Consider the following 21561-nt stretch of genomic DNA (forward strand, 5'->3'; position numbering starts at 1 on the left):
CCACGTCCCTCGTAAAAACTCTTTGTTAACGACAATGCAGGTTTGCGTCCCGCGGGAAACTTTGTAGAAGCGTTTGGTCTCTCAATGTCGCCGAGCCTGCGCGTCTGTGCGGGCCCCCTCACGGGGTGGCGACCTAAGAAATGGAATAGGCGACCCGATGACGTCGACGCTTCAGAGCCGAGCCTCGCGAAACCGGCTCTCTCGATCGATCGGACTTTCGGCATTCGTGCTGGCGGTAAGCGGTGGTGTTGCGTTCGCGCAGGCCGTCGTGGTCCAGGGCAACCGCCGGGTCGATTCCGAGACGATCCGCACCTATGCGGGGCAGGCGGGCAGCCCTGCCGAGATCCGTCAGGCGCTTCTCTCGACCGGGCTGTTCAGCAGCGTCCAGGTCGCGCGCCGCGGTTCGCAGACGGTCGTGACCGTCCGCGAGAACGACAACATCAATCGCGTGGCCTTCGAGGGCAATCGCCGCCTGAAGAGCGACGTGCTGCTCGGCCAGGTCCAGTCGAAGGCCGGCGGTCCGCTGAGCCAGTCGCTGATCGACGCAGACGTCGAGCGCCTCAAGGACGTGTATCGTCGCGCCGGCTATGGCAGCGCCACCGTATCCGGCCGCATCCAGCCGCTGCCGAACGGCCGCTCCGACGTGGTGTTCACGGTCGCCGAAGCCGGCAAGACCGGCATCAAGTCGATCAATTTCCACGGCAATCAGGTCTATTCGGCCTATCGCCTGCGGAACCTGATGAACTCGACCGAGTCGAACTTCCTCAGCTTCCTGAAGACCTCGGACGTCTATGATCCGGACCGCATCTCGGCCGATCTCGACCTGATCCGCCGCTACTATCTGAAGAACGGCTATGCCGACTTCCGCGTGGTCGCGAGCGATGCCCGCTTCGACGACGCCCAGGGCGGCTGGATCATCGACATCTCGGTCGACGAAGGCCCGCAGTACCGCGTCGGCAGCGTCGCGGTCGATTCCCAGCTGCGCGACGTCGACGCCGCCTCGCTCGAAGGCCTGGTCGCGACCTCCCGTGGCGACACCTACAATGCCGAGGCCGTCGAGCGCTCGCTGGTCACGCTGACCACCGAGGTGGCGCGCCGTGGCTACGCCTTCGCCCAGGTCCGTCCGCGCGGCGACCGCGATGCCGCCGGCAACCTGATCGGCATCACCTATGTCGTCGACGAGGGCCCGCGGGTCTATGTCGAGCGCATCAACGTGCGCGGCAACACCCGGACCCGCGACTACGTCGTCCGCCGCGAGCTCGATCTCGGCGAGGGTGACGCCTACAACAAGGTGTTCGTCGACCGCGCCGAGCGTCGCCTGAACAATCTCGGCTTCTTCAACAAGGTCCGCATCACCAACGAGCCGGGCAGCGCGCCCGACCGGGTGATCGTCAACATCGACGTCGAGGACAAGGCCACCGGTTCGTTCTCGATCGCCGGCGGCTACTCGACCTCGGACGGCGTGATCGGCGAGGTCTCGCTCTCGGAGTCGAACTTCCTCGGCCGCGGCCAGTTCGTCCGCATCGCCGGCACGATGGGTCAGCGCACCCAGGGCATCGATTTCTCGTTCACCGAGCCCTACTTCCTCGGCCGGCGCATCGCGGCGGGTATCGACCTGTTCTCGAAGTTCAACGACAACCGGAACATCGGCTATTTCGAGAGCCGCGTGACCGGTGGCCAGGTGCGCTTCAGCTTCCCGATCACGGAAGAGTTCTCGATCACGCCGCGCTATTCGATCTACTCGACCGAGATCAAGATCCCGAACACCGCCGCGCATCCCTATAACGACTGCTCGATCGCGATTCCGGGCATCACGCCTGGCGCGGCGGGCTCGATCGCTGCGGATCGCAACTTCAACTGCCTCACCAATGGCGAGGCGACGGTGGCGGTGAAGGAAGCGGTCGGCACGACGCTGACCTCGCTGGTCGGCATCAACCTCAACTACAACTCGCTCGACAACTACCAGAACCCGCGCAACGGCTTCACCGCCGAGATCAAGCCGGAGTTCGCCGGTGTCGGCGGCGACTCGAAGTTCCTGCGCATCGCGGCGGACGCCCGCTATTATCGCGAATTCCTCGAGGACTTCGTCGGTATCGCCCGCGTCCAGGGTGGTCACGTCCAGGCCACCAGCGGCGATCTGCGCATGATCGACCACTACTTCCTCGGGCCGAGCCTGGTTCGCGGCTTCGCGCCGTCGGGCATCGGTCCGCGTGACGTGCTCAACGACCCGACCGGTAACGCGCTCGGCGGTACCACCTATTTCGGTGCCTCGCTCGAAGTGCAGTTCCCGATCTTCGGTCTGCCGCGCGATCTCGGCCTGAAGGGCGCGATCTTCGCGGACGCCGGTACGCTGTTCAACTATGACGGCGGCTCGAAGGCGGTGACCAATGCCGGCTTCGGCAGCTGCCCGACCGGTTCGGCGCCGCGCCAGTTCGGCGTGACCATTGTCGGCGGCTACCAGAGCAACGTCGCCTGCGTGCGCGACAAGAACGTCATCCGCTCCTCGATCGGCGCCAGCCTGCTCTGGCAGTCGCCGCTCGGCCCGATCCGCTTCGACTACGCCTATGCGCTGTCGAAGGATGACGGCCAGTGGGGCACGGCGATCCTGCCGAACGGCGACCGGATCACCGGCAAGTTCGGCGGCGACCGGACGCAGGCCTTCCGCTTCTCGGGCGGCACGCGCTTCTGACGCGGCAGGGCGAGCAATCGCCCTGCAACGGACCTTCTCATGGCAGAATCCAGTTTCTTTCCTGTCGCGGCCTCGTTGTCCTTCAACGAGGTCGCTTCGCTATGCGGCCTGACCCTTCCCGAGGGCGCCGATCCGGCGCGGCGGGTCGAGGCGGTCGCGCCGCTCGAGACGGCCGGGCCCGCCGACGCGGCCTATATGGACAACCCGAAATATGTCGCGGCGCTGGCTGCGACCAAGGCCGGGCTGTGCTTCGTCTCGTCGCGCTTCGCCGACCGCGTGCCGGCCGGCACCGTGGCGCTGGTCACGCCGGGCCCGTATCACGCCTTCGCCAAGCTGCTCGCGACCTTCCATCCCGAGGCGTTGCGTCCGCAGTCGGTGTTCGGCGCGACCGGCGTGGCGCCGGGCGCCTTCGTGCACGCCACGGCGCGCCTCGAGGCCGACGTCACGGTCGATCCGGGTGCGGTGATCGGGCCGGGCGCCGAGATCGGCTCCGGCAGCGTCATCGGCGCGCATGCTGTCATCGGCCCGCAGGTCCGCATCGGCCGCAACTGCTCGATCGGCGCTGGCGCGACGCTGCAATGCAGCTTCGTCGGCAATCGGGTGATCATCCACCCGGGCGCGCGCATCGGCCAGGACGGCTTCGGCTTCGCCATGAGCCCCAAGGGCCATATGAAGGTGCCGCAGGTCGGCCGCGTCATCATTCAGGACGATGTCGAGATCGGCGCCAACACGACCATCGACCGCGGCGCCAGCCGCGACACGGTGATCGGCGAGGGCAGCAAGATCGATAATCTCGTGCAGATCGGCCACAACTGCGTGGTCGGCCGGCATTGCGTGATCTGTGCCCAGGTCGGCATGGCAGGCTCCAGCACGCTCGAGGATTTCGCCGTGCTCGGCGGGCAGGTCGGCCTCGCGGGGCACCTGACCATCGGCATGGGCGCGCAGATCGCCGCGCAGAGCGGCGTCGCCGGCGACGTGCCGCGCGGCGCGCGCTATGGCGGCTATCCGGCGCAGCCGGCGCTCAGCTGGGCGCGCGAGGCGGCGCTGCTCAAGCAGCTCGTCAGCAAGCGCGGCAAGCCCGAGGGCGGCGAAAAGGCTTGATCTCGGCGCCGCTTCCGGCACATCAGCGGCAGGGAACCGGTGAGCGGACGGCACGCCCGAGAGGTGGCTCCGCTGCGCCGGGCAGGGGTATGGGAGAGTTGGGACGATGACGGAAGCGACGAAATCGCTCGGCGTGGCCGATATCCAGAAGATCATGGCCTGCATCCCGCATCGCTATCCGTTCCTGCTCGTGGACCGCGTCATCGAGATGGATGGTGACGAATCCGGCATCGGCATCAAGAACGTCACCGCCAACGAGCCGCAGTTCACCGGGCATTTCCCGGAGCGGCCGGTGTTTCCGGGCGTGCTGATGATCGAGGCGATGGCGCAGACCGCCGGCGTGCTGGTCGTCGCGGCGCGCGGCGACGAGGACATGGCGGTGAAGACGGTGCTGTTCACCACCATCGACAAGGCCAAGTTCCGCAAGCCGGTCGTGCCGGGCGACAGCCTGCGCTTCCACCTGACCAAGCTCGCGCGCAAGCGCAACATCTGGTTCTATCGCGGCGAAGCCAAGGTCGACGGCGTTCTCGTCGCCGAGGCCGAGCTCTCCGCCATGGTGATGTGAGGCGAGGCCGGCCAGCGCCGCCATCGTCCTTCGCCGCAACACTCTCGACAGGTCCTGCTTCATGAGCGCCACGATCCATCCGATGTCGGTCGTCGACCCGGGCGCGCGGCTCGGCGCGGGCGTCGTCATCGGCCCGTTCTGCACCGTGGGACCGCAGGTCGAACTCGGCGACGGCGTCGAGCTCGTCAGCCATGTCGCTGTCGCCGGACGCACCAGTGTCGGCGCGCGCACGCGCATCTATCCCTTCGCCTCGATCGGCCATCCGCCGCAGGACGTGAAATACCGCGGCGAGCCGTCGACGCTGGCGATCGGTGCCGAGTGCATCATCCGCGAGGGCGTGACGATGAACCCGGGCACCGAGCATGGCGGCATGAAGACGGTGGTCGGCGACCGCTGCTTCTTCCTGGCCAATTCCCATGTCGGCCATGACAGCGTGATCGGCAGCAGTGTCATCTTCTCGAACAATGTGATGTGCGCCGGCCACGTCACCATCGGCGACTTCGTCATCGTCAGCGGTGGTGCCGGCCTGCACCAGTTCGTTCGCATCGGCGACCACGCCTTCATCGGCGGCGGCGCGGGCGTGATGAACGACGTGATCCCCTTCGGCATGGTGCGCGACAATCCCGCCCATCTCGCCGGGCTCAACCTCGTCGGGCTGAAGCGTCGTGGCTTTTCGCGCGAGCAGATCCACGAATTGCGCCGCGCTTATCGCCTGCTCTTCGCCGCCGAGGGCACGCTGTCCGAGCGCGTCGAGGACGTGGCGACCGAATTCGCGGCGCATCCGCTGATCCACGAGATCCTCGACTTCATCCGCAATGGCGGCGAGCGCGCGATCTGCGTCCCGGTCGACCTCGGCGCGCCCGAGCGGTGACGGCGGGGCCGGCCTCGATGTCCGGAGCCGGAACCGAGGGACGCCTGGCGCTGGTCGCCGGCAGCGGCGACTATCCGCTCAAGGTGGCGCAGGCCGCCCGCGCGCAAGGGCGTGAGCTTTATGTGGTGGCGCTGTCGGGTGCCGCCGATATCGGCGACTTCGCCGGCTTCGAAGGGCGCGAATACCGGCTCGGCCAGCTCGGCGCCTTCATGGACGAGGTCAAGCGGCGCCGGATCTCCGACATCGTGATGATCGGTGCGCTGCCGCGGCCGAGCTTCGGCGCGCTGGCGCCCGAGCTGTCGACGCTGAAATATCTCCCGCATTTCGCCCGCGCCTTCAAAGGCGGCGACGACCATCTGCTGCGCGGTGTGGTCAGCTTCTTCGAAGGGCAGGGGCTGGTGGTGCGCGGAGCTGCGGAGATCGCTCCGGAGATCGTCGCGGGCTCCGGCCCGATGGGCCGCACGATGCCGACGGCGCCGGCCATGGAAGCCGCCGAGCGCGGCTTTGCCCTGCTCGATGCGATCTCGCCCTTCGATATCGGCCAGGCCGCGGTGATCGCCGATCATCGCGTCGTCGCGGTCGAGGCGGCGGAAGGCACCGACGCCATGCTCGAGCGGGTCGCGGCGATGGTGAAGAGCGGTCGCCTGCGCATCGGCAAGGGCGACGGCGTGCTGGTCAAGGCACCGAAGCGCAACCAGGATTTGCGGGTCGACATGCCGGCGGTCGGCGTCGACACGGTGGTGCGCGCCGTCGAGGCCGGGCTGTCGGGCATCGCCGTCCGCACCGGGGCTGTGCTCGTCGGCGACCGCGCGACGCTCGCCGCGCGGGCCGATGCAGCCGGGCTCTTCGTGGTGGGCGTGCCGTGAGCGCGCCGCCCTTCCGTCTCTTCATCGTCGCCGGCGAGGCCTCGGGCGACGCGCTCGCGGTACGCTTCGTCCGCCGGCTGCGCGAGCGGCTGGGGGAGCGGGAGCTCGTGCTGCGCGGCGTCGGCGGCGAGGCGCTGATCGCCGAGGGGCTGGAGAGCGTTTTCCCGCAGGACGACATCGCGGTGATGGGCTTCGGCCCGGTGGTGGCGCGCCTGCCGCTGCTGCTGCGGCGGATGTCGCATGCGGCCAAGGCGGCGGCGGCCTTCGAGCCCGACCTGCTGCTGACCATCGATTCCCCGGATTTCAGCCTGCGCGTCGCGCGCAAGCTGCGTCGCATGAAGCCGGCGATCCCGATCGCCCATTGGGTCTGCCCGAGCGTCTGGGCCTGGCGGCAGGGACGGGCGCGGCGGATGCGGCCCTATGTCGACCGCATCCTGGCGCTGCTGCCCTTCGAGCCGGAGGCGCTGGCGCGTCTCGGCGGGCCCGAGACCGTCTATGTCGGCCATCCGCTGGCCGAGCGTCTGCCCGAGCTGCGCCCCGGCGCTGCCGAGGCGGCACTGCGGGCCGACGCGGCGAACCCGCTGGTGCTGGTGCTGCCCGGCAGCCGCCGCTCCGAGATCCGACACCTCACGCCGGTCTTCGGGGAGGCGATCGCCCGCGTGGCGCAGGTCGTGCCGGGCGCCCGCTTCGCCATGCCGGCGGTGCCAAGGCTGGTCGAGGAGCTGCGCGGTATCGTCGCTGGCTGGCCGGTGAAGCCCGAAATCCTGACCGGCGAGCCAGCCAAGCTCGCGGCCTTCCGCACCGCGCGCGCCGCGCTTGCGGCATCGGGTACGGTGACCCTGGAGCTGGCACTGGCACAGGTGCCGACGGTCGCCGCCTATCGCGGCGCCGACTGGGAGGCCTTCCTGGCGCGTCGGCTGGTCAAGCTGCCAAGCGTGATCCTGCCCAATCTCGTGCTCGGCCGGCGCATCCTGCCCGAGTTCATCCAGGAGGAGGCGACGCCGGCAGCGCTGGCTGCGGCGTTGCTCGCGGTCATCCCGGAGGGCGAGGCGCGCCGCCTGCAGCTGGACGGTTTCGGCGATGTCGAGCGCGAGATCCGCAGTGCCGGGGCGAGCCCGGCCGCCAATGCCGTCGAGGGCGCGCTCGCGCTGACGATGCGGCGCTGAGGCTGCACGGCCCGTCTTTCATCCGCTGACTGCTTCCGGACCAATACCGTGCGTGAGGCTTGCTGCGGGCGTGCGCGTCCCGCCCGTTCGTGCAGTTGCCGGCTTCCGACCAAAGGCAAAGAAGAAGGGCCGCGACTTGCGTCGCGGCCCTTCTTCGTTCGGTCCAGATTTGGCGCTCAGCGGCGGCCGATCGGGCTGTAGTCCCGCTTCGGGGCGCCGGTGTAGAGCTGGCGCGGACGGCCGATGCGCTGGGACGGGTCCTCGATCATCTCCTTCCACTGCGCGATCCAGCCGACCGTGCGCGCGAGCGCGAACAGCACGGTGAACATCGAGGTGGGGAAGCCCATCGCCTTGAGGGTAATGCCCGAATAGAAGTCGATGTTCGGGTAGAGCTTCTTCTCGATGAAGTACTCGTCGTGGAGCGCGATGCGCTCCAGCTCCAGCGCGACGTCCAGCAGCGGATCGTCCTTGATGCCGAGCTCGTTGAGCACCTCGTGGGTGGTCTTCTGCATGATCTTGGCGCGCGGGTCGTAGTTCTTGTAGACCCGGTGGCCGAAGCCCATCAGGCGGAAGGGATCGTTCTTGTCCTTCGCCTTGGCGATGAATTTCGGGATGTTCTCGACCGAGCCGATCTCCTCGAGCATCTTGAGCGCCGCTTCGTTGGCGCCGCCATGGGCGGGGCCCCAGAGGCAGGCGATGCCGGCGGCGATGCAGGCGAACGGGTTGGCGCCCGAGGAGCCGGCGAGCCGGACCGTCGAGGTCGAGGCGTTCTGCTCATGGTCGGCGTGCAGGATGAAGATCCGGTCGAGCGCGCGCGAGAGCACGGGGTTGACCTTGTAGTCCTCGGCCGGGACGGCGAAGCACATCCGCAGGAAGTTGGAGGTGTAGTCCAGCGAGTTCAGCGGGTACACGAAGGGCTGGCCGATCGAGTACTTGTAGGCCATCGCCGCCAGCGTCGGCATCTTCGCGATCATGCGCATCGAGGCGATCATGCGCTGATGCGGGTCCGAGATGTCGGTCGAGTCGTGGTAGAAGGCCGACAGCGCGCCGACGGAGGCGACCATCACCGCCATGGGGTGGGCGTCGCGGCGGAAGGCCTGGAAGAAGCGGTGCATCTGGTCGTGCACCATGGTGTGGCGCGTGACGCGGTAGTCAAAATCCGCCTTCTGGGCCGCGGTCGGCAGTTCGCCGTAGAGCAGCAGATAGCAGGTCTCGAGGAAGTCGCCGTGCTCGGCCAGCTGCTCGATCGGGTAGCCGCGATAGAGCAGGGTGCCCTCGTCACCGTCGATATAGGTGATCTGCGACTCGCAGCTCGCCGTCGAGGTGAAGCCCGGGTCGTAGGTGAACATGCCGCTCTGGGCGTAGAGCTTGCTGATGTCGACGACGGACGGCCCGATCGTGCCCTCTTTGACCGGGAGGTCGACGGCCTTGCCGTCGACGCTCAACTGACTCGTGGTTCCGCTCATGGATACCGATCCTTTCAGGCTCGATCTTCAGATCATTCTCGCGGTCGGGTGAGGGCCGGCCGGTCACATCCCATCAGCTGTCATCCGAGCGTCGCGCTGTGACGGCGCCGTGACGGACGGTGCGTCGGATGGCAGGGGGTGGGTTCATCGGACTGAAATACAAGCATTATTCGTGCCCGCACCCGCCCAGGGAGCCGATGCTGCGCTGCGTTGCTAGACCATTTGCGGGGGCTGTTCAACCGAACTGGCCTGCGCAATCCGTCCAAGGGGCCGCGAGGGCCACTCGGACGGGCATCTCGACGGCCTCGCCGATGGACGCATCGCGTCAGCCGATATCGGCCAGCCGGCCGAGCACCTCCTCGCGGCCCAGCACCGCCATCACGTCGAACAGGCCCGGCGAGGTGGTCTTGCCGGTCAGCGCCGCACGCAAAGGCTGCGCGACCTGGCCGAGCTTGATCTCCTTCTCCGTGGCGAAGGCGCGCACGGCCTCCTCCAGCGCCGCCGGCGACCAGTCGTCCACCGCGGCCAGCCGCTCGGACAGGGCCGGCATGCGCTCGCGGGCGCCGGCATCGAGCAGGGCGGCGGCCTTGGGCTCCAGCGCCAGCGGCCGGCTTGCATAGAGATAAGAGGCGCTGTCGATCAACTCGATCAGCGTCTTGGCGCGCTCCTGCAGGCCGGGCATGGCGGCGCGCAGCTTGGCTTCGAGCGCCGTATCCAGCGTCTCGCCGAGCCCGCGGGCGGGGCCGATCTCGCCCCAGATCGCCTTCAGCCCGTCGATCAGCTCGTCGGTCGAGGCCTGGCGCATGTAGAGCCCGTTGAGGTTCTCCAGTTTGGCGTAGTCGAAGCGCGAGGGCGACCGGCCGATCGAGGAGAGGTTGAACAGGGCGATCATCTCCTCGGTCGAGAAGATCTCCTGGTCGCCATGGCTCCAGCCGAGGCGCAGGAGGTAGTTGCGCACAGCCACCGGCAGATAGCCCATCGAGCGATAGGCATCGACGCCGAGCGCGCCGTGGCGCTTCGAGAGCTTGGCGCCGTCCGGCCCGTGGATCAGCGGGATGTGCGACATGCTCGGCACGCTCCAGCCCATCGCCTGGTAGATCTGGGTCTGGCGGGCGGCGTTGGTCAGGTGGTCGTCGCCGCGGATGATATGGGTGACGCCCATGTCGTGATCGTCGACCACCACGGCGAGCATATAGGTCGGCGTGCCGTCCGAGCGCAGCAGCACGAGGTCGTCGAGATTCTCGTTCTGCCAGACGACGCGGCCCTGGACCTCGTCCTCGACGACCGTCTCGCCGGTCTGCTCGGCCTTGAGGCGGATCACAGGCTTGACGCCGGCCGGCGCCTCCGACGGATCACGATCGCGCCAGCGCCCGTCATAGCGCAGCGGCTTGCCCTCGGCGCGCGCCTTCTCGCGCATCTCCTCGAGCTCCTGCGGCGTGGCGTAGCAGTAATAGGCCTTGCCGGCGGCGAGCATCTGCTCGGCGACCTCGCGATGGCGGGCGGCGCGCTGGAACTGGTAGACCGTCTGCCCGTCCCAATCGAGGCCGAGCCAGGACAGCCCGTCGAGGATCGCGGCGATCGCGGCGTCCGTCGAGCGCTCGCGGTCGGTGTCCTCGATGCGCAGCAGCATGCGGCCGCCGTGACGGCGCGCGTAGAGCCAGTTGAACAGTGCGGTGCGGGCCCCGCCGATATGGAGGAATCCGGTGGGCGACGGCGCAAAGCGCGTGACGACCTCATCGCTCATGAAGGAAGGCTCCGGGAAACGGCGAAACAAGGGGAGACGGCGAAGGGCGCGATGCGCCCGGCCGGGCTGACATCCGGCGCGGCCGCTGTAACATGCCCGGGCCGCCGCCGTTAAGCGCCTTCCTGCGCCGGCGCGGCGAGGGGAGGCCGCGAGGGGGGCAATGGCGTCCATCCCGCCCGAGCGCCGTGGGGTGGCGCGGGCTGCCGGCCTCGTCCTGGCGGGCGGGGCGGGGCGAACGCGTCCCGACTGGTCGCCCGCGATCCTGCTCCATACCTTCTGGAACGGCCTGCGCGGCGCGCTGGCGCTGGAGATCGAGCGGCGGCGGCTGTTCAACTGGCTGCCGGTGCCGCTCGGGATCGGCGTCCTGCTGTATTTCCTCGCCGATGGCGAGCCGGGCCTGGCAGCGCCGCTCTTCGGGGCAGGGCTGTTCGGCGCCGCGGCGCTCGCCTTCAGCCGGACGCGGCGCGGGGCGATGGCGACCTGCGTCGCGCTCGCTGCCGCCTTCGTCGGCTTCGCGGCAGGGGTCTGGCGCAGCGCCGAGGTCGCCGCACCCATCCTGGCCCGTCCGCATGTCGGGCGGGTGAGCGGCTTCGTCGAGAGCCTGGAGCAGCGGGAGAAGGGCGTCAGGCTGGTGCTGCTGGTCACGAGCCTCGCAGGCGTGGCGGAGCCGGCGCGGCCGCGGCGGGTGCGCGTCTCGGCCAATGTCACCGGGCTGCGGCCGGGCGACCACCTGCTGGCGACGGCCCGGCTGCTGCCGCCGCCCGGCCCGGCGCGTCCCGGCGGCTACGATTTCGCGCGCGACGCCTTCTTTCGCGGCATCGGCGCGGTCGGCAACATCGTCGGCAAGGTCGTGCTCTCGCCGGCGGAGCAGCCCATGCCGTCCGCCTTGCGCCGGCAGGTGCTGATCGACGATGCCCGCAACGTGCTGACCGCGCGCATCGCCGCGATCGGGGGCGGGCAGGCGGGCGCGATGGGCGCGGCGCTGGTCACCGGCAAGCGCGGGCTGATCAGCGAGAGCACCAATATCGACCTGCGGGCAGCGGGGATCTACCACATCGTCTCGATCTCCGGCCTGCATATGGTGCTCGCCGCCGGGACGATCTTCTGGCTGGTGCGGGCTCTGCTCTGCGCCTCGCAGACGCTGGCGCTGGCCTGGCCGGTCAAGAAGATCGCGGCGCTGGCCGCGATGAGCGGCGCTGTTGCCTATTGCGTTTTCTCCGGTGCCGAGGTCGCGACCGTGCGCTCGCTGATCATGACGCTGGTGATGCTGGGCGCGATCCTCGTCGACCGCCCGGCGCTGAGCATGCGCAATCTCGCGCTCGCCGCGATCATCGTGCTGCTGCGTGAGCCGGAGGCGCTGCTCGGCCCGAGCTTCCAGATGTCGTTCGGGGCGGTCGCGGCCCTGATCGCCTTTGCCGAGCGCTGGCAGGCCCGCGCGCCCGATGCCAAGGCGGCGAACTGGCCCTGGCCGCTGCGGCCGCTCTGGCTCTCGGCGGTCGGCATCGTCACCACCACCATGGTGGCGACCGCGGCGACGGCGCCTTATGGCGTCTATCATTTCCAGGTCTTCAATCCGTTCGGCCTGCTCGGCAATGCGCTGGCCCTGCCCTTCGTCTCGCTGGTGGTGATGCCGGCGGCGGTGTTCGGCGTGCTGGCCTATCCGTTCGGGCTCGACTGGCCGGCCTGGGCGGCGATGGGCTGGGCCTCGGAGCTCGTACTGAAACTCGCGCACTGGGTCGCGGGAATGGAGCGCTCGACGGTGGTGCTGCCGGCCTTCGGGCCCGCGGCGCTAGTGGCGTTTTCGCTGGCGCTGCTCTGGCTGACACTCTGGACCACGGCGATCCGCTATCTCGCGGCGCTGCCGCTGCTCGCCGGCCTCGCCGTCGCCGCGGCGCCGGCCCGCCCCGACATCCTGATCGAGCGCGACGGTTCCGGCATGCTGGTGCGCGGTGCGGATGGGCGGCTGGTGCTGGCCGGGCGGCCGAGCCGCTTCGTGCTGGCGCAATGGCTGCTGGCGGACGGGGATTCGCGGGCGCCCGACGATCCCGGCCTGCGCAGCGGCGCGGCCTGCGACACGCGCGGCTGCGTCATCCGGCTCGCGGACGGCCGCAGCGTCGCCTATGCGCGCGACCGCATCGCGCTGGCCGAGGATTGTGGGCGTGCCGATCTGGTGGTGACGCCGCTCTATGCCAACGGCGCCTGCGCGGCCCGGCTGATCGACCGGGCGGTGCTGCGCCGCGACGGCGCCGTCAGCTATCGCACCGCCGGCGGCGGCTGGACCGCCTTCACCGCCGAGGACGCCACCCGTCGGCGGCCCTGGACCCGCCCGCAGCCGGAGCCGTCCCCCGCGGCCTCGACCGCCGGGCGGCCGCCACAGTCCCGCGTCACGGCCACGCCGCCTGCGGCGGCCACGGCCCCATCCGTCCCGGACGAGGCCGAGCGGCTTCAGTAGCGCCGCATCAGATTGACCAGCCGGCCCTGGATACGAACGCGATCGGGACCGAGCACGCGGGTCTCATAGGCCGGATTCGCCGCTTCGAGCGCGATGGAGGAGCCGCGCTTGCGCAGCCGCTTCAGCGTCGCTTCCTCGTCGTCGATCAGCGCGACGATGATGTCGCCCGTATTGGCGGTGTCCTGCTTGCGGATCACCACCGTGTCGCCGTCGAGGATGCCGGCCTCGACCATCGAATCGCCGCGGACCTCGAGCGCGAAATGCTCGCCGGTGCCCAGCATGTCGGCGGGCAGGGAGACGGCGTGGCTGCGGCTCTGGATCGCCGAGATCGGCACGCCGGCGGCGATGCGGCCCATCACCGGGATCGAGACCGTGCCGCGGCCATCCTCCTCGGCGGCACGCGGCCGCGCCGGCGCGACAGGGGCCGCAGGGGCGGGCGGCGGCGTCTGGCCGAGGCCGCCCTGTACCACAGAGGGGCTGAAGCGCGGGCGCTGCTGGCCCGGCGCGGCGCCGCCCATATTGTCCGGCATCTTGATCACCTCCAGCGCGCGGGCCCGGTTGGGCAGGCGCCGGATGAAGCCGCGCTCCTCCAGCGCCATGATCAGGCGGTGGATGCCGGATTTGGATCGCAGGTCGAGCGCGTCCTTCATCTCGTCGAAGGAGGGCGGCACGCCGGATTCGCGCAGGCGCTCATGGATGAAACGGAGCAGTTCCGACTGTTTGCGTGTCAGCATGACGGAGGTGCGCGCCTTTCAGGCTGGATTCGAAACAAAGCCTGAACAGGATAGCTGTTCTCTTTGTGTTCCGCAAGGTCGCCGGGCGAGGGCCGGCCGGCGCGCGCCGGCCTCAGCGCAGCCGCAGGATCCGACAGGGATCGCCGGCCTTCGCCGCCGGCGCGTTCACCGGGCGCACGACCAGCGCATCGGCCCGCGCCATGGTGGCGAGCATGGAGGAATCCTGGCGCGGGAAGGGCGTGGCGACCGGCCCGTCCGCGCCCTGCTCGAGCGTCGCGCGCAGATAGTCCTGGCGCTCGTCGTTCGCCGGCAGGTCGACGGCGATGCTGGCGCGCTCGCTGCGGTCCCGCGCCGGGTCGGCGAGGCCGAGCAGCGCCTCGACCAGCGGCACGGCGAAGAGATGGCCGCAGACGATCGAGGAGACCGGGTTGCCCGGCAGGCCGAGCACGACCATGCGCTCGATCACGCCGGTCATCATCGGCTTGCCGGGGCGCATGGCGATGCGCCAGAAGCCCGGCGTCATGCCCTGGGCGGCGAGGGCCGCGCGCACCAGGTCGTGCTCACCGACCGAGGCGCCGCCGAGCGTGACCAGTACGTCGGCACCGGCCCGGCGCGCCGCGCCGATCCGCGCGGCGAGGTCGGCATGGTCGTCGCGGGCGATGCCGAGATCGAGCGGCGTGCCGCCGGCCTGCGCGACCAGGGCGGCCAGCGCGAAACCGTTCGAGGCGACGATCTGGTCGGGCCCGGTCTCTTCGCCCGGGCTGACGAGTTCGTCGCCGGTGGCGAGGATGGCGACCAGCGGCCGGCGCCGCACCGGCAGCGAGGCGTGTCCCATGGCGGCGGCGAGCGCGAGCGTCGCCGGGTCGAGCCTGCGTCCGGCGGCGAGCAGCCTGTCGCCCTGGCTGAAGTCGAGCCCGGCGGCGCGCACGAACCTTCCGGGCGCGACCTGCGCCAGCACGCGGATGCTGGGGCTGCCGACGCCCTCGGCATCCTCCTGCATCAGCACGGCGTCGGCGCCCTCGGGCAGGGGGGCGCCGGTGAAGATGCGCACAGCCTCCCCGGGGCCGACCGCGCCGGAAAAGCGCTTGCCCGCGGCCGATTCGCCGATGACCGCGAGCGTCCTGCCGGGCTGGAGGTCGGCGGCGCGGGCGGCGTAGCCATCCATGGCCGAATTCGCGAAAGGCGGCTGGGTGCGCAGCGCCGCGAGATCCTCGGCAAGCACGCGGCCGATGCAGTCGGCGAGCGGCAGCCGCTCCGTGCCCGTCGGTCCCGGAACGCTCTTCAGCAGCGCGGCCAGCGCGGCATCGACCGGGGTCAGGCTCATGCCGCGGGGCCCGGATCGGCGAGGTCGTAGGCGCCGGACTTGCCGCCGGATTTGTGGACGAGGCGCACGCCCTCGATCTGCATGGCGCGATCGACCGCCTTCACCATGTCGTAGACGGTGAGGCAGGCGACGCTGACGGCGGTGAGCGCCTCCATCTCGACGCCGGTCTTGCCGGTCAGCCGGACCTCGGCGCGCACGGTGACGCCGGGCAGCGCCTCGTCGATCTCCAGCTCGACCGCGATCTTGCTGAGCAGCAGCGGGTGGCAGAGCGGGATCAGCTCATGGGCGCGCTTGGCGGCCATGATGCCGGCGAGGCGGGCGGTGCCGAGCACGTCGCCCTTCTTGGCCTCGCCGTCGCGGACGATGGCGAGGGTCGCGGCCTGCATGACGACGCGGCCTTCGGCGACCGCGACGCGCTGCGTCTCGGCCTTGTCGCCGACGTCGACCATATGGGCCTCGCCCTTGTGGTCGAGATGGGTGAGGCCGCTCACGCCGCGGCCTCGGCGGCGCCGGTCAGAAGCGCGCGGGTCGCGGCGGCGACGTCGTGCTGCCGCATCAGGCTCTCGCCGACGAGGAAGGTGTTCACGCCACAGGCTTGCAGGCGGACGATGTCCGCATGCGTGAAGATGCCGCTCTCGCCGACGAGGACACGGTCCTTCGGCACGCGCGGGGCGAGCCGTTCGGTCACCGTCAGGCTGACCTCGAAACTGCGCAGGTCGCGGTTGTTGATGCCGACCAGCGGTGTGTCGAGCGCCAGCGCCCGGTCGAGTTCCGCCTCGTCATGGACCTCGGCCAGCACCGCCATGCCGAGCGCCTTCGCCGTCGCAGCAAGCTCGCGCGCGGCGGCATCGTCGAGGCTCGCCATGATCAGCAGGATGCAGTCCGCGCCCCAGCTGCGGGCCTCGAAGACCTGATAGGGCTCGAACATGAAGTCCTTGCGCAGGCCGGGCAGGCCGGAGGCCTGGCGCGCCTGGTCGAGGAATTCCGGCCGGCCCTCGAAGGAGGGCGTGTCGGTCAGCACCGAGAGGCAGGCGGCGCCGCCCTCGGCATAGGCGCGGGCCAGCGCCGGCGGGTCGAAATCGGGGCGGATCAGGCCCTTTGACGGGCTCGCCTTCTTGATCTCGGCGATCAGCGCCGGAGCGCCGTCGCGATGCTTGGCTTCCAGCGCGCCGAGAAAGTCGCGCGGCGGCGGCATGGCGGCGGCGCGCCGCTCGATCTCGACCTGCGGCACGGCTTCCCGCGCGGCTGCGATCTCCGCGCGCTTGTAGGTCTCGATCCGCTTCAGGATGTCCGACATCGCGGCCTCACGCGTTCGAGGCGGCGACGAGGGTCGCCAGCGCTGCCTTGGCCTTGCCGCCGTCGATCGCGGCATAGGCCTGGGCCAGGCCGTCCTGCAGCGTTGCGGCCTTGCCCGCCACGACCAGGGCTGCGGCGGCATTGAAGGCGGCGATGTCGCGATAGGCGCTGCGGGCGCCGTCGAGCACCGCGCGCAGCGCCTCGGCATTATGCTCGGGCTCGCCGCCGCGCAGGTCCTCCGGCCGGGCGCGGGCAATGCCGACATCCTCGGGCGCGATGGTGAACTGCTCGATCCGGCCGTCCTTGAGCGCGACGACGCGGGTCGGGCCGGTGGTGGTGATCTCGTCGAGCCCGTCGGAGCCGGTGACGGCCCAGACGCTCTGCGAGCCGAGCGCGGCCAGGACCTTCACCATCGGCTCGAGCCAGGTCTCGGAGAAGGCGCCGACGAGCTGGCGGCGCACGCCGGCCGGGTTCGAGAGCGGGCCGAGCAGGTTGAAGATGGTGCGGGTGCCGAGCTCGGTGCGCACCGGCGCGACATGGCGCATCGAAGCGTGGTGGCTCGGCGCGAACATGAAGCCGACGCCGGCTTCGCCGATGCAGCGCGCGATGCCGGCCGGGTCGAGCCCGACCTTGACGCCGAGCGCGGTCAGCACGTCGGCGGCGCCGGAGCGCGAGGATGCGGCGCGGTTGCCGTGCTTGGCGACCGGCACGCCGCAGGCCGCGACGATGATCGAGGCCAGCGTCGAGACGTTATAGGAGCCGGAGGAATCGCCGCCGGTGCCGACGATGTCGACGGCGTCCGCCGGGGCCTGCACGGTGACCATGCGCGAGCGCATGGCGCTGACGGCGCCGGCGATCTCCTCCTCGGTTTCGCCGCGCACGCGCAGCGCCATCAGGAAGGCCCCGGCCTGCGCATTGGTGACGCCGCCGGAGAGCATGGCCTCGAAGGCGTCGCGGGCCTCCTCGCGCGAGAGCGAGGCGCCGGTCGCGACCTTGGCGATGAAGGGCTTGAAATCGTCCATGATGACTCGATCGATCAGGCTGTCGCGGAAAGGGCTGCGTCGGCGTGCGTGCGCGACCATCGCTCGGCGAGATCGAGGAAGTTGCGCAGGATCGTCGCGCCGTGCTCGGACGCGATGCTCTCGGGGTGGAACTGCACGCCGTGCACCGGCAAATCGCGATGCGACAGCGCCATGATCAGCCCGTCGCCGGATTCCGCCTCGACCGTCAGCTCGGCCGGGCAGCTCTCGCGCCGCACCACCAGCGAATGATAGCGCGTCGCCTCGAAGGGGCCGTTGATGCCGTGGAAGAGTCCGCGGGCCCGATGCGTGATCGACGAGACCTTGCCGTGCATCGGCAAGGGGGCGCGCACGACCTCGCCGCCGAAGGCCTGGCCGATGGTCTGCAGGCCGAGGCAGACGCCGAAGATCGGCTTGCGGGCGGCGCCCTCGCGCACGAGGTTGAGGCAGATGCCGGCCTCGTTCGGCGTGCAGGGCCCGGGCGACAGCACGATGGCGTCATGGCCGCCGGACAGCGCCTCGTCGACCGAAAGCGTGTCGTTACGGCGCACCTCGACCGAGACGCCCAGCCCGCCGATCAGGTGGACCAGGTTCCAGGTGAAGCTGTCGTAATTGTCGATCAGCAGGATGCGCATCGCTTCGGGGCCGTCCCCACCCATTGTTTGGGGTGAGCACATGCCCCCCAACCGGCGCGCGGGTCAAGTTTCCCGGGGCGGGCCTACTGCCCGCGGCCGGCACGGGCGGCGAAGCGCACCGCTTCCTCGGCCGCCTTGAACAGGGCCTTGGCCTTGTTCACGCATTCCTGCTGCTCGGAGGCCGGGTCGGAATCGTAGACGATGCCGGCGCCCGCCTGGACCTGCATGCGGCCGTCCTGCACCACGGCGGTGCGCAGCACGATGCAGGTGTCCATCTCGCCATTTGCGCCGAAATAGCCGATGCAGCCGCCATAGGCGCCGCGCCCGTCCGTCTCCAGCTCGTCGATAATCTCCATGGCGCGGACCTTGGGCGCGCCCGAGACCGTGCCGGCCGGGAAGCCCGCGCTCAGCGCCGAGAGCCCGTCCTCGCCCGCGGCCAGCCGGCCGGTGACGTTGGAGACGATGTGCATCACCTGGCTGTAGCGCTCGATGAAGAAGGAATCGGTGACGCGCACCGAGCCGATCTCGGCGACGCGGCCAACATCGTTGCGGCCGAGATCGAGCAGCATCAGGTGCTCGGCGCGCTCCTTGGGATCGGCGAGCAGTTCCTCGGCCAGCGCCTCGTCGGCGGCCGGGGTCTCGCCGCGGCGGCGGGTGCCGGCGATCGGGCGGATGGTGACCTCGCCATCGCGCAGCCGGACCAGGATTTCCGGGCTGGAGCAGACGATCTGGAAGCGTTCGAAGTCGAGATAGGCCAGGAAGGGCGCCGGATTGACCCGGCGCAGCGCCCGGTAGAGCGCGAAGGGCGGCAGTTCGAACGGCGCCTCGAAGCGCTGCGAGAGCACGACCTGGAAGATGTCGCCGGCGCGGACATAGTCCTGCGCCTTGGCCACCATGGCGTGGAACTCCGCCTCGCTGGTGTTCGAGACCGGCGCGGGATGAGGGATGGCGGCGATGTCGATCGCCCCCTCGGAGGGCAGCGGCCCCTCCAGCGCGGCGACGACCGCATCCAGCCGCTCCCGGGCGTGCTCGTAGGCGATGCTGGCGGCGAGGCCCGGCTGGTGGCGCACGGGCGTCACCACGGTGATCTCGTCGCGCACGGAATCGAACACGACGATCAGGGTCGGCCGCATCAGGATGGCGTCGGGCACGCCGGGACCGGTCTCCTTCGGCGCGGGCAGGCGCTCCATCAGGCGCACCATGTCGTAGCCGAGATAGCCGAACACGCCGGCCGCCATCGGCGGCAGCCCGTCGCGGTCGGGAATCGCGCTTTCGGCCAGCAGGGCGCGCAGGCTCTCGAAGGCCGGGCGCGGATCGTCGAGGAACGCATCGCCGAGGCCGGGACGGCAGAGCGAGGCGGTGCCGCGATGGCAGCGCCAGATCAGGTCCGGGTCGAGCCCGATCATCGAGTAGCGGCCGCGCACCGCGCCGCCCTCGACCGATTCGAACAGGAAGGCGGGGCCCTTGCGGGCCTCGCGCAGCTTGAGGAAGGCGGCGACCGGAGTCTCACAGTCGCCGACCATGGTCTGCGTCAGCAGTTGCGGCGTGCCGGCGTCATAGGCGGCGGCGAACCCCTCGAAATCGCTGGCCGGCATCATCTGTCGCGCCTCAGTTCTGGGTGGCGCCGGTCGCGTTGCGGAAGGCGGCTTCGTTGATGCTGACGCCGAGCTCGTTCTGCAGCTTGGCGACGTATTGCTGCAGCAGGTCCTCGCTGAGGCCCGTGCGCAGCAGGTTCACGACGCTCTCCGCCTCCTCGGTGGTGCGCACATAGGGCGGCACCGTCGCGCTCTCGACACGGAAGAGGATGCGGCCCTGCTCGGTGGCGGCCGAGGCGCTCTTGCCGACCGGCGTGCCGAAGACGAGGTTCACGACATTGGCGGGCAGGGCGGCCTGCTGCTCCTGGCGGCCCAGATTCTCGGCCTTCTGGGCGGTGAGGCCGGCGGAGGCGGCGACCGCCGCGAAGGCCTCGCCGCCGTCGAGGCGGGTGACCAGCTCGCGCGCCTTGGTGGACAGTCGCTGGGCGATCTCGTCCGCCCGCCACTGCGCCTCGACCTCGGCCTTGACCTCGTCGAAGCTGCGCTCGCGCGGCGGATCGATCTTGGTGACCTCGTACCAGACATAGCCGCCATTGTTGGGCAGGCGGATGGCCTCGCTGTCGATGCCGATATCGGCGGCGAAGAGCGCGGTCTGGGTGGCGTTGCCGCCGGGCAGGGGCTGCTCGCGGCTGCCGTCCGGCTTGCCCATGCCGGCATCGACCGCGCCGATGGCGCGGATGGCGAGGCCGAACTCCTTGGCGATCTCCGGCAGCGGGCGTGCCGAGGCGCGCTGGTCCTCGATCTTGTCGTGCAGCTCGGTGATCTGCGCGGCGGCGCGGCTGGTGGCGACCTCGCGGCGGACCTCGTCGGCGACCTCCTCGAACGGCTTGACACGGGCAGGCTCGATCGTCGGCACGCGCAGCAGCACGACGCCGAAATTGCCTTGCACCGGCTCGCTGACCACGCCCTGGTTCAGGGCGAAGGCGGCGTCGCGCACGGCTGCATCGAACAGGCCCTCGCGGGCGAAGGTGCCCAGCGTCAGCTCGGCGTCGCCGACATTGCGGCTCTGCGCGACGGCCTCGAAGGTCTCGCCGGCGTCGATGCGCGCCTTGGCGGCCCGGGCTTCCTCCATCGTGGGGAAGGAAATCTGCTGCAGGGTGCGGCGCTCGGGCGAGCCGAAGCGCTGCGTCTTGATCTCCTCATAGCGGGCGCGGGCGTCCGCCTCGCTGACCTTGGCCGGGTCGGCGATACCCGCCGCGGTCAGGGCGAGCACGTTGCCGGTGCGGTATTCCGGCGCACGGAACGCGACCTTGCGCTCCTCGAAGAAGCGCTTGAGCACGTCCTCGCCCGGGGCGGCGATCTCGCCGGCGGCGGAGGCGGGGATGACTGCGTAGTCGACGGCGCGGCGCTCATGGCGCAGGCGGTGGCCGATCTCCTGCAGCGCGACGGGGACGGTGACGGCACCCGTGATCATTTCCGCGAGCTCGCGGCGCATGATGGCGGTGCGCTGCTCCTGCACGAAGGCCTGCTCGGTGAGGCCGGTCATGCGCAGCAGCTCGGTGAAGCGGGCGCGGTCGAACTGGCCGGCCGAATTCTTCAGGTTGGGATCGTTGAACAGCACGTCGCGGACGGTGTCGTCCGAGACGGCGAGGCCGAGGCGCGTCGCGGTCTGGTCGAGCGCGGCCTCGGTGACGAGGCGCGACAGCACGCGCTGGTCGAGGCCGAGCGCGCGCGCCATGTCCGGCGTGATCTGGCGGCGCTGCTGGCGCGTCAGGTTCTGGATCTCGTTCTGATAGGCGGTGCGCAGCTGCTCGATGCCGATCTCGCTCTTTCCGACGGTCGCGACGGCATTGCGGCCATAGCCGCGGAAGATGTCGCCGACGCCCCAGATCGCGAAGGACAGGATCAGGAAGCCGAACATCACGAAGACGACGAGCTTGCCGATCAGGCTCTGGCCCGCCTTGCGGATGCCCTGCATCATCATTGTCTGGTCTTCCTGTGCTCGTCGGCGGCTCGGATTGCGCGCCGCTTATAGGTGAGACTGCCCGGAATGGGCAATCACCACCCGCTCACGCGATTGCGAGGCGCGGGCGCGGTT

The 21561-nt window shown here is 70.2% G+C and carries 17 protein-coding genes; 7 read left to right on the forward strand and 10 right to left on the reverse strand.

Features of this window, described 5'->3' with window-relative positions; all coding sequences use genetic code 11:
• Positions 1-157 precede the first annotated feature (157 nt).
• The 6 genes from bamA to lpxB all read left to right on the forward strand — a co-directional run bounded on the left by bamA (position 158) and on the right by lpxB (position 7258).
• Positions 158-2689, forward strand: coding sequence for an outer membrane protein assembly factor BamA (bamA, locus tag ABE438_RS03345; protein WP_346501118.1), 2532 nt, complete (start codon positions 158-160; stop codon positions 2687-2689).
• A 39-nt stretch (positions 2690-2728) separates the two neighbouring features.
• Complete coding sequence (lpxD, locus tag ABE438_RS03350) at positions 2729-3790, forward strand: UDP-3-O-(3-hydroxymyristoyl)glucosamine N-acyltransferase (protein ID WP_346501119.1); 1062 nt, start codon at positions 2729-2731, stop codon at positions 3788-3790.
• A 106-nt stretch (positions 3791-3896) separates the two neighbouring features.
• On the forward strand, positions 3897-4355 hold the full coding sequence (fabZ, locus tag ABE438_RS03355) for a 3-hydroxyacyl-ACP dehydratase FabZ (protein ID WP_346501120.1): 459 nt from the start codon (positions 3897-3899) through the stop codon (positions 4353-4355).
• A gap of 61 nt (positions 4356-4416) precedes the next feature.
• A complete protein-coding gene (gene lpxA, locus ABE438_RS03360) occupies positions 4417-5226 on the forward strand; it encodes an acyl-ACP--UDP-N-acetylglucosamine O-acyltransferase (protein ID WP_346501121.1) in 810 nt (269 codons plus the stop codon).
• Between the two features lie 17 nt (positions 5227-5243).
• Complete coding sequence (locus ABE438_RS03365; protein ID WP_346501122.1) at positions 5244-6092, forward strand: LpxI family protein; 849 nt, start codon at positions 5244-5246, stop codon at positions 6090-6092.
• Positions 6089-7258, forward strand: a complete 1170-nt coding sequence (gene lpxB, locus ABE438_RS03370) for a lipid-A-disaccharide synthase (RefSeq protein ID WP_346501123.1) — start codon at positions 6089-6091, stop codon at positions 7256-7258. Before ABE438_RS03365 ends, lpxB begins: the two co-directional genes overlap by 4 nt.
• A 176-nt stretch (positions 7259-7434) precedes the next feature.
• Here lpxB and gltA read toward each other — a convergent pair whose 3' ends face one another.
• Together gltA and gltX are read right to left on the reverse strand one after the other, a co-directional pair.
• Positions 7435-8724 carry a citrate synthase gene (gltA, locus tag ABE438_RS03375; RefSeq protein ID WP_346501124.1) on the reverse strand — a complete coding sequence of 430 codons (1290 nt, stop codon included), beginning with the start codon at positions 8722-8724 and terminating at the stop codon, positions 7435-7437.
• Positions 8725-9049: 325 nt separating this feature from the next.
• The gene (gltX, locus tag ABE438_RS03380) at positions 9050-10468 is read right to left on the reverse strand and encodes a glutamate--tRNA ligase (protein WP_346501125.1); all 1419 of its coding nucleotides are present in this window, start codon (positions 10466-10468) and stop codon (positions 9050-9052) included.
• 160 nt (positions 10469-10628) lie between these two features.
• On the opposite strand from gltX, the gene ABE438_RS03385 reads away from it, so the two are divergent.
• Entirely contained in the window at positions 10629-12920 is a 2292-nt protein-coding gene (locus tag ABE438_RS03385) for a ComEC/Rec2 family competence protein (protein WP_346501126.1), read from the forward strand.
• On the opposite strand, the gene lexA is transcribed toward ABE438_RS03385, so the two are convergent.
• The 8 genes from lexA to ABE438_RS03425 form a co-directional block, all read right to left on the reverse strand.
• A complete protein-coding gene (gene lexA, locus ABE438_RS03390; protein WP_346501127.1) occupies positions 12914-13654 on the reverse strand; it encodes a transcriptional repressor LexA in 741 nt (246 codons plus the stop codon). The two genes, ABE438_RS03385 and lexA, sit on opposite strands and share 7 nt — an antisense overlap.
• Positions 13655-13766: 112 nt before the next feature.
• The gene (locus tag ABE438_RS03395; protein WP_346501128.1) at positions 13767-14978 is read right to left on the reverse strand and encodes a molybdopterin molybdotransferase MoeA; all 1212 of its coding nucleotides are present in this window, start codon (positions 14976-14978) and stop codon (positions 13767-13769) included.
• Positions 14975-15469, reverse strand: coding sequence for a cyclic pyranopterin monophosphate synthase MoaC (gene moaC / locus ABE438_RS03400; RefSeq protein ID WP_346501129.1), 495 nt, complete (start codon positions 15467-15469; stop codon positions 14975-14977). Before moaC ends, ABE438_RS03395 begins: the two co-directional genes overlap by 4 nt.
• Positions 15466-16275: an indole-3-glycerol phosphate synthase TrpC gene (trpC, locus tag ABE438_RS03405; RefSeq protein WP_346501130.1), complete on the reverse strand. Its 810-nt coding sequence runs from the start codon at positions 16273-16275 to the stop codon at positions 15466-15468. Before trpC ends, moaC begins: the two co-directional genes overlap by 4 nt.
• Before the next feature lie 7 nt (positions 16276-16282).
• Positions 16283-17296 (reverse strand): anthranilate phosphoribosyltransferase, encoded by a 1014-nt coding sequence (gene trpD / locus ABE438_RS03410; RefSeq protein WP_346501131.1) that lies wholly within the window; start codon positions 17294-17296, stop codon positions 16283-16285.
• A gap of 14 nt (positions 17297-17310) precedes the next feature.
• A complete protein-coding gene (locus ABE438_RS03415) occupies positions 17311-17928 on the reverse strand; it encodes an anthranilate synthase component II (RefSeq protein ID WP_346501132.1) in 618 nt (205 codons plus the stop codon).
• Between the two features lie 83 nt (positions 17929-18011).
• Positions 18012-19526: an anthranilate synthase component I gene (trpE, locus tag ABE438_RS03420; RefSeq protein WP_346501133.1), complete on the reverse strand. Its 1515-nt coding sequence runs from the start codon at positions 19524-19526 to the stop codon at positions 18012-18014.
• A 10-nt stretch (positions 19527-19536) separates the two neighbouring features.
• Positions 19537-21447: a peptidylprolyl isomerase gene (locus ABE438_RS03425; RefSeq protein WP_346501134.1), complete on the reverse strand. Its 1911-nt coding sequence runs from the start codon at positions 21445-21447 to the stop codon at positions 19537-19539.
• Between the last annotated feature and the right edge of the window lie 114 nt (positions 21448-21561).

Origin of the sequence: Allobosea sp. TWI1241 (assembly GCF_039673065.1) — a bacterium.
GTDB lineage: Bacteria > Pseudomonadota > Alphaproteobacteria > Rhizobiales > Beijerinckiaceae > Allobosea.

Bases quoted from the DNA above. Each gene is read 5' to 3' on its own strand.
- bamA (WP_346501118.1), top strand. From the start codon at position 158: ATGACGTCGACGCTTCAGAGCCGAGCCTCGCGAAACCGGCTCTCTCGA.
- lpxD (WP_346501119.1), top strand. From the start codon at position 2,729: ATGGCAGAATCCAGTTTCTTTCCTGTCGCGGCCTCGTTGTCCTTCAAC.
- fabZ (WP_346501120.1), top strand. From the start codon at position 3,897: ATGACGGAAGCGACGAAATCGCTCGGCGTGGCCGATATCCAGAAGATC.
- lpxA (WP_346501121.1), top strand. From the start codon at position 4,417: ATGAGCGCCACGATCCATCCGATGTCGGTCGTCGACCCGGGCGCGCGG.
- ABE438_RS03365 (WP_346501122.1), top strand. From the start codon at position 5,244: ATGTCCGGAGCCGGAACCGAGGGACGCCTGGCGCTGGTCGCCGGCAGC.
- gltA (WP_346501124.1), bottom strand. From the start codon at position 8,724: ATGAGCGGAACCACGAGTCAGTTGAGCGTCGACGGCAAGGCCGTCGAC.
- gltX (WP_346501125.1), bottom strand. From the start codon at position 10,468: ATGAGCGATGAGGTCGTCACGCGCTTTGCGCCGTCGCCCACCGGATTC.
- ABE438_RS03385 (WP_346501126.1), top strand. From the start codon at position 10,629: ATGGCGTCCATCCCGCCCGAGCGCCGTGGGGTGGCGCGGGCTGCCGGC.
- lexA (WP_346501127.1), bottom strand. From the start codon at position 13,654: ATGCTGACACGCAAACAGTCGGAACTGCTCCGTTTCATCCATGAGCGC.
- ABE438_RS03395 (WP_346501128.1), bottom strand. From the start codon at position 14,978: ATGAGCCTGACCCCGGTCGATGCCGCGCTGGCCGCGCTGCTGAAGAGC.
- trpC (WP_346501130.1), bottom strand. From the start codon at position 16,275: ATGTCGGACATCCTGAAGCGGATCGAGACCTACAAGCGCGCGGAGATC.
- trpD (WP_346501131.1), bottom strand. From the start codon at position 17,296: ATGGACGATTTCAAGCCCTTCATCGCCAAGGTCGCGACCGGCGCCTCG.
- ABE438_RS03415 (WP_346501132.1), bottom strand. From the start codon at position 17,928: ATGCGCATCCTGCTGATCGACAATTACGACAGCTTCACCTGGAACCTG.
- trpE (WP_346501133.1), bottom strand. From the start codon at position 19,526: ATGATGCCGGCCAGCGATTTCGAGGGGTTCGCCGCCGCCTATGACGCC.
- ABE438_RS03425 (WP_346501134.1), bottom strand. From the start codon at position 21,447: ATGATGATGCAGGGCATCCGCAAGGCGGGCCAGAGCCTGATCGGCAAG.